Origin of the sequence: Streptosporangium sp. NPDC023825, assembly GCF_040639575.1 — a bacterium.
In the GTDB taxonomy this organism is placed as follows: domain Bacteria; phylum Actinomycetota; class Actinomycetes; order Streptosporangiales; family Streptosporangiaceae; genus Streptosporangium.
Window position 1 is genome coordinate 60,798 of sequence record NZ_JBFAAE010000005.1, and the last position, 12,994, is coordinate 73,791.

10 protein-coding genes are annotated in these 12,994 nt (G+C 73.0%); 6 read left to right on the forward strand and 4 right to left on the reverse strand.

Going from position 1 to position 12,994, the window contains the following annotated elements; genetic code table 11:
* The first annotated feature begins 4 nt into the window (after positions 1-4).
* From AB0G15_RS06575 to AB0G15_RS06595, 5 genes are all read left to right on the forward strand, one after another.
* Complete coding sequence (locus AB0G15_RS06575; RefSeq protein WP_362836039.1) at positions 5-2,062, forward strand: hydantoinase/oxoprolinase family protein; 2,058 nt, start codon at positions 5-7, stop codon at positions 2,060-2,062.
* Positions 2,059-3,876, forward strand: a complete 1,818-nt coding sequence (locus AB0G15_RS06580) for a hydantoinase B/oxoprolinase family protein (RefSeq protein WP_362836041.1) — start codon at positions 2,059-2,061, stop codon at positions 3,874-3,876. Before AB0G15_RS06575 ends, AB0G15_RS06580 begins: the two co-directional genes overlap by 4 nt.
* 8 nt (positions 3,877-3,884) lie before the next feature.
* Positions 3,885-5,231, forward strand: coding sequence for an amidohydrolase family protein (locus AB0G15_RS06585; protein ID WP_362836043.1), 1,347 nt, complete (start codon positions 3,885-3,887; stop codon positions 5,229-5,231).
* Between the two features lie 274 nt (positions 5,232-5,505).
* Positions 5,506-6,984: a kynureninase gene (gene kynU / locus AB0G15_RS06590; RefSeq protein WP_362836045.1), complete on the forward strand. Its 1,479-nt coding sequence runs from the start codon at positions 5,506-5,508 to the stop codon at positions 6,982-6,984.
* Positions 6,981-8,315, forward strand: a complete 1,335-nt coding sequence (locus AB0G15_RS06595; protein ID WP_362836047.1) for an NAD(P)/FAD-dependent oxidoreductase — start codon at positions 6,981-6,983, stop codon at positions 8,313-8,315. The genes kynU and AB0G15_RS06595 overlap by 4 nt, the downstream gene beginning before the upstream one ends.
* 158 nt (positions 8,316-8,473) lie before the next feature.
* Here AB0G15_RS06595 and AB0G15_RS06600 read toward each other — a convergent pair whose 3' ends face one another.
* The gene (locus AB0G15_RS06600) at positions 8,474-9,100 is read right to left on the reverse strand and encodes a cupin domain-containing protein (protein ID WP_362836049.1); all 627 of its coding nucleotides are present in this window, start codon (positions 9,098-9,100) and stop codon (positions 8,474-8,476) included.
* A gap of 96 nt (positions 9,101-9,196) precedes the next feature.
* On the opposite strand from AB0G15_RS06600, the gene AB0G15_RS06605 reads away from it, so the two are divergent.
* Positions 9,197-10,516, forward strand: a complete 1,320-nt coding sequence (locus AB0G15_RS06605) for a damage-control phosphatase ARMT1 family protein (protein ID WP_362836051.1) — start codon at positions 9,197-9,199, stop codon at positions 10,514-10,516.
* A 41-nt stretch (positions 10,517-10,557) separates the two neighbouring features.
* Here AB0G15_RS06605 and AB0G15_RS06610 read toward each other — a convergent pair whose 3' ends face one another.
* From AB0G15_RS06610 to AB0G15_RS06620, 3 genes are all read right to left on the reverse strand, one after another.
* Positions 10,558-11,226, reverse strand: a complete 669-nt coding sequence (locus AB0G15_RS06610; protein ID WP_362836053.1) for an AIM24 family protein — start codon at positions 11,224-11,226, stop codon at positions 10,558-10,560.
* 102 nt (positions 11,227-11,328) lie between these two features.
* Positions 11,329-11,988, reverse strand: a complete 660-nt coding sequence (locus AB0G15_RS06615; protein ID WP_362836055.1) for a DUF47 family protein — start codon at positions 11,986-11,988, stop codon at positions 11,329-11,331.
* Positions 11,985-12,965: an inorganic phosphate transporter gene (locus AB0G15_RS06620; RefSeq protein ID WP_362836057.1), complete on the reverse strand. Its 981-nt coding sequence runs from the start codon at positions 12,963-12,965 to the stop codon at positions 11,985-11,987. Before AB0G15_RS06620 ends, AB0G15_RS06615 begins: the two co-directional genes overlap by 4 nt.
* Positions 12,966-12,994: the final 29 nt, after the last annotated feature.

Below are 12,994 nucleotides of genomic sequence, written 5' to 3' on the forward strand. Positions count from 1 at the left end.
CGCGATGCCCGACCCCAAGCACCTCCGGCTGGCCGTCGACATCGGCGGCACCTTCGTCGACGCGATGGAGCTGGACACGCGCACCCGCGAGGTGCGCTTCAGGAAGGCCTCGACCACCCCGTCCCGTCCCTGGGAGGGCGTGCTCGACGCGGTCGCCGCGCTCGGCACCGACCTGTCGGAGGTGGAGCTGTTCATCCACGGCACCACCCTCGGCCTCAACGCCGTCCTGGAGCGGCGCGGCGAGCCCACCGGGATCCTCACCAACGACGGCTTCCGCGACATCTTCCTGATCGGCAGGGGCGACGTGCCCGCCGACCACATGTACGACTTCCAGTACGAGCGACCCGAGAGCCTCGTGCGGCGCCGCCACACCGCCGGGGTGCGGGGACGCCTCGACCACCGGGGCCGGGTGGTCGAGGAGCTCGACGCCGCCGGGGTGAGGGAGGCCGCCCGGGTCCTCGTCGAGGAACGGGGCGTGGTGTCGATCGCCGTCTGCTTCCTGTACTCCTTCCTCGACCCCTCCCACGAGCGGGAGGCCGCCCGGATCATCCGCGAGGCGTACCCGGACGTGACGGTCTCGATCTCCACCGACATCGTCAGGGAGTACCGCGAGTACGAGCGGACCAGCACGACCGTCCTCGACGCCTACATCCGGCCGATCTTCGAGAGGTACGTGGACCGGCTGGAGCGCGGGCTGGCCGAGCGCGGGTTCGGCGGACGATTCCTGATCATGCGGTCCGGCGGCGGTTCCATGACGTCGGCCGTGGCCAAGACCTCTCCGACGCACACCGTGCTGTCGGGCCCGGCGGGCGGCATCGTGGGCGCGGCGCACATCGCCGCCGCCCTCGGTCGCCGGGACCTTCTGACCTTCGACATCGGCGGTACCTCCCTGGACGCGTGCGTCATCGAGCACGGGTCCCCGGTGGCCGCCTACGAGGCGCGGCTGGAGCACTTCCCGCTGCTGATCCCCACCTACGACATCCGCACGATCGGCGCCGGAGGGGGCTCGATCGCGTGGCTGGAGCGGGGATTGCTGAAGGTGGGGCCGCAGAGCGCGGGTGCCGACCCCGGCCCGGTGTGTTACGGCCGGGGCGGCACCCGCCCCACCGTCACGGACGCGGCGGTCGTCCTCGGCTACGTGGACCCGGACCGCTTCCTGGCCGGGGCGATGGAGCTGCGGGCCGACGCCGCCCGCGCGGCGCTCGACGAGCAGGTGGCCGGGCCGCTCGGGCTCGGCCCGGAGGCCGCGGCGGCGGGCGTCTTCGACGTGCTGCTGGCCAGGACCGTCGGCGCGGTCCGGCAGATCACGGTCGAGCGGGGACACGACCCCCGCGGCTTCTCGCTGCTCGCGTTCGGCGGGGCCGGGCCGCTGCTCGCCCCGCTGCTCGCGGCGGAGATGGGCATCGGCGAGGTCATCGTGCCGTTCGCCCCGTCGGGCTTCTCCGCCTGGGGCATGCTCAGCGCCGACGTCGTCGACGACTTCTCCCGTACGGTGACGGCCACCCTGGACGACGCCGACCTCGACGAGCTGGAGGCGGTGTTCAAGGGCGTCGAGGCCGAGGCGGTCGCCTCCCTGGAGGCGCAGCGGGTCCCGGCCGGCCGGATGGTCCTCGAGCGCCGGTTCGAGCTGCGTTACCTGGGACAGGAGCACTCGCTCGTCGTCACCGCGGGCCGCGACCTCGACCGGGACGCGATCAGGCGGGCGTTCGAGGAGACCCACGCGGCGCGGTACGGGCACACGATGGACAACCGGGTGCAGATCCTCAACCTGAGGGTGCGCGGCGTCGGCCGTACCGACAGGCCCGAGCTGGTGACGCGCCCGCCGGGCGACGGCGACGCGGGCCGGGCGCTGCTCGCCCGCAGGGACGCCTACGACTTCGGCACCCGCGCCACGGCCTCGTTCGCCGTCTACGACCGCGCGCTGCTGGAGCCGGGCGACGCGTTCGACGGGCCCGCCCTGATCGACGAGGGCACCTCGACCACCGTGGTCCCCTCGGGACAGCGGGTCGAGGTCGAGGAGCACGGCTACCTGCTGGTACGGCTTGTGGAGGCGGCGTCATGACGGAACGGCTGGATGGAGGACGCCCGGACGGCGGGCGAGCGGGCGGCACTCGGCCGGACGGCGCTCGGCCGGACGGCGGGCGAGCGGACGGCGCTCGGCCGGACGGCGCTCGGCTGGACGGCGGGCGAGCGGACGGCGCTCGGCCGGACGGCGCTCGGCTGGACGGCGCGACCGCCGAGGTGGTGCGCAGCTACCTGCTCGCGGCGGCGGAGGAGATGCGGGCCACGCTGATCCGCACGTCGTTCAACCCGGTCATCTACGAGGTCCACGACTTCGGGATGTCGATGTACGACGCGGACCTGCGGCTGATCGCCGAGGCCACCGGCCTCACCTTCTTCCTCGGCGCCAACGACTTCTCACTGCGCAAGGGCGTGGAGTACGTGGGGCGGGAGAACCTGCGACCGGGTGATGTGGTGCTGCTGAACTACCCGTACTGGAACGCGGCGCATTCCTACGACGCGACGCTGTTCTGCCCGGTGTTCGCGGGTGCGGACCTGGTGGGTTTCCTGTGCGTGCGGGCTCACTGGATGGATCTGGGGGCGAAGGATCCGGGGTACGTGCTGGACTCCACGGACATGCATCAGGAGGGGATCATCTTTCCGGGGACGAAGGTGTTCTCGGGGGGTGTGCCGAATCGGGAGATCATCGAGTTGATCCGGTTCAACTCGCGGATGCCGGATCTGGTGATCGGTGATCTGAACGCGCAGGTCGCCGCGCTGCGCACCGGCGAGCGCCGGTTCCTGGAGATCCTGGAGAAGTTCGGCCGGCCGACCGTGGACGCCGCGGTCCGGCGGATGGTCGAGGACGGCGAGGCGCGCACCCGTGCCGCCCTCGCCGAGCTGCCGCAGGGCTCGTGGACGGCGGTCGACTGGCTGGACGACGACGGGATCACCGAGGACCCGGTGCGCATGCAGGTCACCGTCACCATCGCCGACGGCACCTTCACCGTCGACTTCGCCGGCTCCTCGCCCGCCACGCCCGGTCCCGTCAACATGCCGTTCGGCGCGACCATCGCGATCTGCAAGGTCGTCCTCAAGGCACTCACCTCGCCCGACGAGCCGTCCAACTTCGGCACGACCGTCCCCCTGGAGGTGCGGGCCGAGCCCGGGACGCTCTTCCACGCCGTCTACCCGCAGCCGACCTTCACCCTCTGGACCGGCATCGTCGCGGTCGAGCTCATCCTGAAGGCGCTGGCGCAGGGGATGCCGGACCGGCTGCCGGCCTCCTCGGGGGGTGACGTGCCGGGGTTCATGATGGTCGGGATCCATCCGGAGACCGGGCAGATGTTCGCGGTCAGCAACAACGACCCGGTCGGCTGGGGCGCCACCCCCTCCCACGACGGCATGAACGCCGCCACCCACGTCTCGGGCAGCACGGGACGCATCACCCCGATCGAGGTCCTGGAGGCCAGGACGGGGATGTTCTTCGAGCGGGTGGAGATGCGGGAGGACTCCGGGGGCGCGGGGCGGTTCCGGGGCGGGGTCGGGTTGCGGCGTGACATCCGTTTCGTCGTGCCGGGGGAGTTCCTGTCGGTGATCAAGAAGACGCGGTCGCGGCCGTGGGCGCTGGAGGGCGGGCTGGAGCCCGAGCCCAACCAGGTGGTGGTCTTTCCCGGTACCGAGCGCGAGCGGCGGGTGAGCACGAAGCGGACCCGGGTGGAGGCCGGTGACCGGGTCACGTTGCTGACGGCCGGGGGCGGCGGGCACGGCGATCCGCGCGAGCGCGATCCGGAGCTCGTCCGCCGCGACGTCGCCGAGGGCTACGTCTCACCCGAAGCCGCCCGCCGCGTCTACGGGATCGGGACGACCCGATGAACGGCCCGATGAACGACCCGATGAACGACGCGGCCAACTACGTGGTCCTCGTCAACTGCACCGTCACCGACGCCCGCGCCGGCGGTGTTCCCGGTGCGGTCCCGGGGAGCCGTACGGCGAAGGTCGCGGCCTCCGGCGGCGCGGGCGTGCCGCCGGAGGCCGGGGCGGCGGGCGGCGAGGGGCGGATCGCCGACGCGGCGGTGTGGATCCGGGGCGAGCGGATCGCGGCCGTGGGTCCCCGCGAGCGGATCCTGGAGCTGACGGGCGACGCCCACCCGATCGACCTCGACGGCGCGCACGTCACCCCCGGCCTGGTCAACATGCACACCCACCTGTCCCTGTCGCTCCCCGGGCAGGGAGGCGACAGCGTGAAGAACATGACGGCGCACGAGCTCGCCCTCTACATGGCCGACGGCGCCCGGCGCACCCTGCACTGCGGGGTCACCACGGTGCGGTGCGTGGCCGAGAAGGACCACGCCGACTTCGCGCTGCGCCGGGCGATCGAGTCGGGACGGGCGATCGGCCCGCGCATCTTCACCGCCGGTCGCGCCCTGGTCTGCACCGGCGGCCACGGGCACGAGGGGAGCGAGACCCTGGAGTGCGACGGCGCCGACGGGTTCCGGCGCGGGGTGCGCAGCCAGGTCAAGGCGGGCGCCGACCTCATCAAGATCATGATCTCGGGCGGGATCGCCGGGGAGTACGAGAGGATCGACACCCCGCAGCTGTTCTCCGACGAGATGGCGGCGGCGCTGCAGACCGCGCACGCCTGGGGCCGCAAGGTCACCGCGCACGCGGGTCCGGCGGCGGTGATCGCCGAGGCCGTCGAGCTGGGCCTCGACTGCGTGGAGCATGGCTACCAGCTCACCCCCGAGGTCGCGAAGAGGATGGCCGAACGCGGTACGTCCCTGGTGCCGACGCTGCTCGTCACCCGCTGCAAGGAGTTCTTCGACGAGCTCGGGGTGCCGGAGTGGATGCAGTGCCGCTCGCTCGGCGCCGGGCCCCGGCACCTGGAGAGCTACGCCATGGCCCTCGACGCGGGGGTGGACGTCCTGCTGGGCAGCGACATGCCGCCGTTCTGGGACTTCGAGGGGACCAACGCCTCGGTACGCGAGCTGGAGTGCATGTCCGAGGGCGGCCTCGGCCCGGCGGCGGCGCTCCACGCCGGCACGCTCGGCCCGATGCGCTGGCTCGGCGCCGACGCCGACCTCGGCACCGTCGAGGTCGGCAAGTACGCGGACCTCATCGCGATGGACGCGGACCCGCTCGCGGACACCTCGGCCTTCCGCGGGGTCCGCTGGGTGATGAAGGGCGGGCGGGTCGTCCGCGACGACCGGTCGGGATGGGAGAAACCCTGAGCACCGTTTTCCCGGGATCCGGGGATCGAGGACATCCCGGTGCGGCTCCGGCGGCTGACGCGCCCGGTGACCCAGCGTGAGAGGCGGCACTCCTGGGTGACGCTCCGTCATCTCGAAACCGGATGTCCGGAGAACCTTCCGTCCGCAAAGCGTGCGGCCGGAATCTTCGCGCGCCGCTAATTTCACCTCAGTTCAGTATGGGTGAACATAAGAGGGGAGAAGGAGATGACGTGACGAGTGAGCGCGCCGGAGGTCCGGCGATCGAGGTGCCGGCGTGACGGCCGCGAGGACGGGAGGCCCCGGCGACCTCCGTGACCCGGGCGGTGACCGGAGCCGTGGCCCGGACCGCGAGCCGGCCGGTGATCGGAGCCGTGACGCGGATCGCGAGCCGGCTGACGACCCGCGCCGCGACCTGGGCGGACATGACGGCTCCGGCGGTCCCGGCGGCTCCGGTGAGCGGGAGGCGCTGGCCGCCGACGCCGAGCACGCCGAGCACGCCAGGACCGCGGGAAAGCCGGTGTGCCGCCGCGCGGAGTTCCTCCTCCCGCCCGCCCCCGCCGCCTGCCGCTACCCCGAGGTCGCCTACTTCGCGGGCAACTCGCTCGGCCTCCAGCCCCGTGCCGCCCGCGCCGCGATCTCCGCCGAGCTGGACGACTGGGCCCTGCACGCGGTCGAGGGGCACCACCGGGCGGCACACCCCTGGCTGCCCTACCACGCCGAGCTGCGCGAGGACGCCGCCGCCCTGGTGGGCGCGTTCCCCGACGAGACCGTGGTGATGAACTCCCTCACGGTCAACCTGCACCTGATGATGGCGACCTTCTACCGCCCGGCGGGGGAGCGCACCCGCATCGTCATCGAGGACCACGCCTTCTCCTCCGACAGCTACGCGGTGCGCAGCCAGGCCGTGCACCACGGCCTCGACCCCGACGAGACGGTGGTCCGCCTGCGCCCCCGCGAGGGCGAGGACTGCCTGCGCACCGAGGACATCACGGACCACCTGGCCCGCGAGGGGCACCGGGTGGCGCTCGTGCTCCTCGGCGGGGTCAACTACCTGACCGGCGAGTTCCTCGACATCCCGGCCGTCACCGCCGCCGGGCACGCGGCCGGGTGCCGCGTCGGCTGGGACCTCGCGCACGCCGCCGGGAACGTGCCGCTCGCGCTGCACGACTGGGACGTGGACTTCGCGGCCTGGTGCTCGTACAAGTACCTCAACGCAGGTCCCGGCGCGATCGCCGGCTGCTTCGTGCACCGGCGCCACGTGACCGACCCGGAGCTGCCCCGGCTGGCCGGGTGGTGGAGCACCGAGCAGGCGACCCGCTTCGAGATGCGGCCCGAACTCGTCCCCGTCCCCACCGCCGACGCCTGGCAGATCTCCAACCCGCCGATCCTCGCCATGGCCCCGGTCCGGGTCTCGCTGCGGATGTTCGCCGAGACCGGGATGGCGGCGCTGCGGGAGCGGAGCCTGGCGCTCACCGGCTACCTGGAACGGCTGCTCACCGAGGTGGCCCGCGACCGCCCGCTGGAGATCGTCACGCCCGCCGACCCGGCCAGGCGCGGAGCCCAGCTCTCCCTCCGGGTGACCGGGGGCCTCGACGCCTCCGAGCTGGCCGCCCGGCTGCACGAGGTCCACGGCGTCCTCGCCGACGTGCGGCGCCCGGACGTCATCCGGTTCGCCCCCGTGCCCATGTACTCCACGTTCCACGACTGCTGGCGGGCGGCGGACGCGCTCGCCGGGGAGGTGAGACCGACATGAGTTCACCTGGCGAGGTCGCCGTGGTCGGCGCCGGGCTGGTCGGCTGCCTGACGGCCTGCTACCTGGCCCGCCGAGGCTACGAGGTCACCCTGTACGAGCGCAGGCCCGACCCGCGCGAGACCGCCCCCGAGCGCGGCCGCTCGATCAACCTGGCGATCTCCGAGCGGGGGATCGACGCGCTGCGCAGGATCGGCCTGGACGAGACCGTGCTGAAGGCCGCGCTGCCGATGCCCGGCCGGATGATGCACGCCCCCGACGGCACGCTCGGCTTCCAGCCGTACAGCGCCGGAGGGCGGCGGGCGATCAACTCCATCGGCCGCTCGGAGCTCAACCGGACCCTGCTGGACGCGGCCCTCGGCATGCCCGGGGTCCGCGCCCTCTTCGAGCACCGGCTGACCGGGCTCGACGTCGACTCCGGCCGGATGGACTTCGACACGCCCGGCGGACCCGTCACCCGCGCCGCCCCGGTCGTGCTCGCCGCCGACGGCGCCTACAGCGCGGTACGGGGACGGCTGCAGTTCCTGCCCGGCTTCGACTTCAGCCAGGAGTATCTCGACTACGGCTACAAGGAGCTGACGATCCCGGCGCGCGACGGCGGGTTCGCCCTCGACCCGGGCGCGCTGCACATCTGGCCGCGCGGCAAGGCCATGATGATCGCCCTGCCCAACCCGGACCGGTCCTTCACCTGCACGCTGTTCTGGCCCAAGTCGGGTCCGGGCAGCTTCGCGGAGCTGGACACCGCCGAGCGGTTCGAGGAGTTCTTCGCCGCCAACTACGCCGACGCCCGCGCCCTCATGCCCGACCTCGCCGGGGACTACGCCCACAACCCGATCGGGCACCTGGTCACCATGCGGGCCCGCCCCTGGCACGTGCGCGGCACCGCCGGAGCGGTGGTCGGCCTGCTCGGCGACGCGGCCCACGCCATCGTCCCCTTCTACGGCCAGGGCGCCAACTGCGGCTTCGAGGACTGCGTGGAGCTCGACCGCTGCCTGGAGGAGACCGGCGACGACTTCCCCCGGGCCCTCGCCATGTACGGGGCCCGCCGCAAGGAGCACGCCGACACCATCGCCGAGCTCGCGCTGGAGAACTTCGTCGAGATGCGCGACAAGGTCGCCTCCCGGTCGTTCCTGTTGCGCAAGCGCGTCGAGCACGGCCTGGAACGGCTGCTGCCCGGTTTCTACGTCTCCCGCTACGAGCTCGTGTCGTTCAGCACGGTGCCGTACGCCGAGATCCGGCGGCGCATCTCCCGCCGGCGCGCAGCGGTCGCCGCCGGGGCGCTCGGCGCGCTGGCCGCGGTCGCGCTGGCGGCCCGCGCCCTGCGCCGTCGCTGATCGCCCCGCGCCGCCGGTGACCGCCCCTGCTCCGTCATCGGCCGTCCCGCGCCGTCACCGACTCACCCTCACCGACTCACCCCGCGCCGCCGGGGCCGTCTTCGCCATCGGGCCGTCTCCGCCACCGGGACCGCCTCGGCCGCCCCGGCGGGTGGAGGTCAGAACAGGCGGGGGGTCACCACGGACACGACCGTGGTGACCCGGTCGGTGTCGTTGAACATGCTGTGCGGGACGGTCGACCTCAGGTGGACGCTGTCACCCGGGTGCAACCGGTGCTCGACGCCGTCGACCTCGTACAGGAGCTCGCCCTCCAGCACGAAGGCGAACTCCTCCCCGGCGTGGCCGTAGGAGTTCTCGCGCTTGCCGCCGGGCGCGATGTGCACCAGCAGCGGCTCGAGCACCAGGTTCGGGCCCCTGGCCGAGAGCATGCGGTAGGTCTGCTGGCCCGAGATGTACTCGGTGGCGGCCGTCGCCGAGCGGGTGAGCGTGAAGTGGCTCGGCAACTGGGAGACCGGGGCGTGCTCCTCCTCGGTCTCCTCGGGCGGCGCGTCGTTGAAGAACTCCGCCACGCTGCGGTCGAGAGCGGTGGCCACGCTGTTGAGCGCGGTCAGGCCGATGGAGGAGATACCCCTCTCGACCTGCGACAGAAACCCGATCGAGAGCCCGGAGTGCGTGGCGAGACCGCGTAGTGTCAGACCGCGCTCCTTGCGGAACTGCCGCATCCGGGCTCCGACGGCGTCGTGGCGGTCCAGCTCCTCACCGCTGCGACGCTCCGATGTGCCCACCTACGGCTCCCTCCGTCAAGCGGCGTGACCGCCTGTTCGCTCTAGCTAAACATATTTCATAACAAGAGTCGTCCTGCGTCAAAAAAGGAGTCGGAAATGGCAGACGGTGATGCCCGGCAGCTGTCCGGAGTGCCCTCGGCGCCCTGCGATCCGCCGGAGTTCCTGAGCGATGTCCCCGGTTCCTATCCGTGGCGGGTCCTCCATGAACGGCACCCCGCCCTGATCGAGAAGGTCCGTGCCGCCACGCCGTACGACATCCGGGTGAACCGGGCCCTCGACCTGCTGCTCGAGGAGATCGAGGGGGTCATCGAGCCGCTGGAGGGCTCCGCGCACGACCGCGACCTGTGGGAGAGCTGGGACCGGGGCCACATCGGGCGGCGGTGGGACGACGCGCCGTTCCTGTGGGCGGAGAGTTACTTCTACCGCAAGCTCCTGTCCGCGGTCGGCTACTTCGGACCCGGCGCGTGGCAGGGCGTCGACCCGTTCGAACCCTTCAAGCAGGCCGAGCTGTCCGGCGAGGCCGTCGACGAGGAGTTGCGCGAGCTCGACGCCCTGGCCGCCCTGCCCCCCGCCGAGCTGGCCGGGACGCTGACCCTGAGGGCACTGTGGGGCAACCGGGCCGACCTCGTGTTCCGGGTCGCGGCCGGCCCCGAGCTCGCCGGGCGCGAATCCGGGCTGGTGGCCGACGACAGCGCGCTCCTGTGGTCGCTGATCGACGGCGAGGGGGCCGGCGTTCCCGGTGTCTCCGGTGTCTCCGGTGTTCCCGCCGGTGTTCCCGGCGCCCTCGGTGTCTCCGTCGTCCCCGATGACGAGGCCCGCCGCGCGGCGGCCGGCCACGGGGGCGTCGCGCGGATCTGCCTCGTCGCCGACAACGCCGGGAGCGAGCTGCTGCCCGACCTCGTCCTGATCGACCACCTGCTGCACGCCCGGGGAACGGACGAGGTCGTCCTGCACGTCAAGCCGCTGCCGTACTACGTGTCCGACGCCACCCCGGCCGACGTCCTGGCCTGCCTGCGGCGCATGTCGGCCGCGGGCGGCGAGGCGGGAGAGGCCGCGGGACGGTTGCGGGCGGCGCTCGGGTCGGGGCGGCTGCTCGTCCGGGCGCACGCCTTCTCCTGCGCGCCCCTGCCCTACCGCGAGATGCCGGTCGGCATGCGGGAGGACTTCGCGTCCGCGTCACTGACGATCATGAAGGGTGACCTGAACTACCGCCGTCTGGTCGGCGACAGGGCCTGGCCGCACACCACGCCGTTCGCCGAGGCCACCGCGTACTTCCCCGGCCCGGTCGCGGCGCTGCGCACCCTGAAGTCGGAGGTCGCGGTCGGTCTGGACGGCGAGGTGGTCAAGGCCCTGGAGGCCACCGGCCGCCCCTGGCTGACCACCGGCGCCCACGGGCTCATCCAGGTGAGGCCGTGACCGCCGCGGCCGGCCGTCAGGTGAGGCCGTGAACGCCGCGGTCAGCCGCCGGACTGGGGGACGATCGGGCCCTCGCTCGCCTGGACGAGGACGAAGCCCTCTCCCTGGAACGCGAGCTGCAGGGCCTCGCCGCTGCCTCGCCCGATCAGCGCCCCCGCCTTCATCGTGCGGTTGACGCCCACGTGCAACCCCGCGCTCCAGCACACCGCGGACTGGCCGTCGGCGAAGGTCGGCGCCTGGGACGCGTCGAGGAGCACGGGGGCGCCGTGCGCGGTGACCGCCACCCAGCCGGTGCCCTTGAGCGTGGTGTTGAACAGGCCGCCGGCGGCGACGCCCGCGCCCTGGACGCGCTGGATGTCCCAGGTGAGCTGCGGGTCGAAGGCCAGCAGGTTGGTGCCGTTGACGGTGAGCGCCTCGTTCTCCAGGTAGAACAGGTGCACGTCGGTGGCGTTGTCGGCGAAGAAGATCACGCCCTGCCCGCGGACCCGCATCAGCGGCGCGCCCTCCCCGCTGACCATCTTCTTCAGGAAGCGGCCGACGCTCCCCGCGCCCTCGTAGTCGAAGTCCATCTGCCCCTGGAAGGCGACCATCGCCCCCTGCCGGGCCAGCACCTCCCCGCCCAGCCGCACCCGCAGCATCTTGGCGTTCTGCAGGGCGAAATGGTCGGGAAGCCGGTCCTGGTCAAGGTTTCCGAAGAATGAGCTACGCACGGGGGATGCCTCTCAGCGTCGGGGACGTCACACGGTGGGCGCCGCATGGTGAATGACGAATCCGGCCGCGGGGGAGTTCCCGCCCGCCGTTCCGGGGTGCCCTCAGTGACTGCGCTTGAGCATCGCGTCCGCGAGCGCGTCGGCGGCCTCGCCGAGCCGGCGGCCCACCGCGTCGAGCCGCGACAGCAGCTCGCGCCTGCGCAGGGTGTCCATGTCCAGCGGCCCGGCGAACAACTCGGCCAGCCGGGCCTGGTAGAGCTGGCGGACGCGGCTGCACGCCTTGCGCGTGGCCAGCACGGCCACGGTGACCGAGGCCGGGGCGTCGATCACCTTCAGCACGGCGCCCTCCAGCTCGTCGAGGCCGTCGATCACCGCCTGCAGCGGTTCGGCCGCGAACCGCAGGTCCTCCGGCCCGAACAGGTCGATCTCGCGCACGTGGTCGCGCAACTGGTCCAGCACGTCGTCGATCGAGCGGGAGAGCCTGAACAGGTCCTCCCTGTCGATCGGGGTCGCCAGCACCCGTCGCAGGAGCCGTACCAGCTCTGCCCGGGCCTCGTCCCCCTCGTGCTCCACCTCGGCCATCCGGGCACGCGCCGCCGACCGCTCGACCTCGCCGGACGCGACCGAGCGGGCCAGCTCGGCCCCCGCCCGCGCGATGGCGACCTGGTCCCGTACCAGCCCGACGATCCGCCGCCCCGACCGGCCGCGCAGGTCGTCCCAGGCGCGCGCGAACCTCCGGGCCCGGCCCTTGGCGCGTTTCACATCAGTCTCAGCGCGAGACCGCCGAGACAGCCCACCGCCATCGACGACGGCAGCGTGACCAGCCACGCCGTACCCACGTTCACGACACCCTGCCATCGCACTCTCCTCGCTCCCTCGCTCGTCGCGGCGCCGACCACCCCCGCGGTGATCGACTGGGTCATGCTCACCGGGCTTCCCAGGGCCGAGCTGCCGAGGACGGCGCCGGTGGCCGCGGTCTCGGCGGAGACGATGTGCAGCGGGCGGGTGATGACCACCCCGCGGCCCAGCCGGCCTCCGACGCGGCTCAGGCTCGCCAGGGCGCCGACGAGGAAGAGCGTCACCAGGGCGGCCATCCACACCGGCGGGACCTCGACGGGCCCCACCCCGCCGAGCCCGTCGCGGCTCACCCCGATCGCCACGCTCACCACCGCGATCATCTTCTGGCCGTCGTTCACCGCGTACGCCACGCACTGGGCCGAGTAGGCGAGCAGGTGGGTGGTGAACACCAGCCGCGGCATGCGGCGGCAGGACGGCACGCGGTGCGACACGGCCCCCAGCAGGTAGCCCAGGGCCAGCCCGGCCAGGGGCGCGCCGGCCCCGATCGCCAGGACGGTGCCCAGGTCCCGCCACGACACGGGGAGCCCGGCGCCGAGTCCCGCGCCGCTGATGCCGCCGATCACCGCGAGGGTCAGGCTGGTCGGCAGGCCCCTGCCGGTCAGCACCGCGACCACCGCCACCGCGATCACCACTCCCACCAGGAACGCCGCCGCGCCACCGCTCGTCCCGAGCCCGGCCAGCCGCTCGGTGAACGTGCGCGCGACCGCGACCCCCAGCAGGTACGGGACGGCGAAGAGCACGGACACCAGGAGCACGGCGACCGCCCAGCCGGGGGAGCGGGGGAACCTGAGCCCGAGGCCGATGATGGTGGCGCCGTCGTTGGCCCCGCTGGCCAGCACGAAGAGGATCGCCACGACGGCGAACGCCAGGGTCCATCCCATCAGCGGGAGGACCGCCGGTCGTGCCCCGC

Excerpts from the sequence above, each read along its gene's own strand:
- AB0G15_RS06595 (WP_362836047.1), top strand. The coding sequence starts at position 6,981 with ATGAGTTCACCTGGCGAGGTCGCCGTGGTCGGCGCCGGGCTGGTCGGC.
- AB0G15_RS06620 (WP_362836057.1), bottom strand. The coding sequence starts at position 12,965 with ATGGGATGGACCCTGGCGTTCGCCGTCGTGGCGATCCTCTTCGTGCTG.
- AB0G15_RS06575 (WP_362836039.1), top strand. The coding sequence starts at position 5 with ATGCCCGACCCCAAGCACCTCCGGCTGGCCGTCGACATCGGCGGCACC.
- AB0G15_RS06605 (WP_362836051.1), top strand. The coding sequence starts at position 9,197 with ATGGCAGACGGTGATGCCCGGCAGCTGTCCGGAGTGCCCTCGGCGCCC.
- AB0G15_RS06580 (WP_362836041.1), top strand. The coding sequence starts at position 2,059 with ATGACGGAACGGCTGGATGGAGGACGCCCGGACGGCGGGCGAGCGGGC.
- AB0G15_RS06585 (WP_362836043.1), top strand. The coding sequence starts at position 3,885 with ATGAACGACCCGATGAACGACGCGGCCAACTACGTGGTCCTCGTCAAC.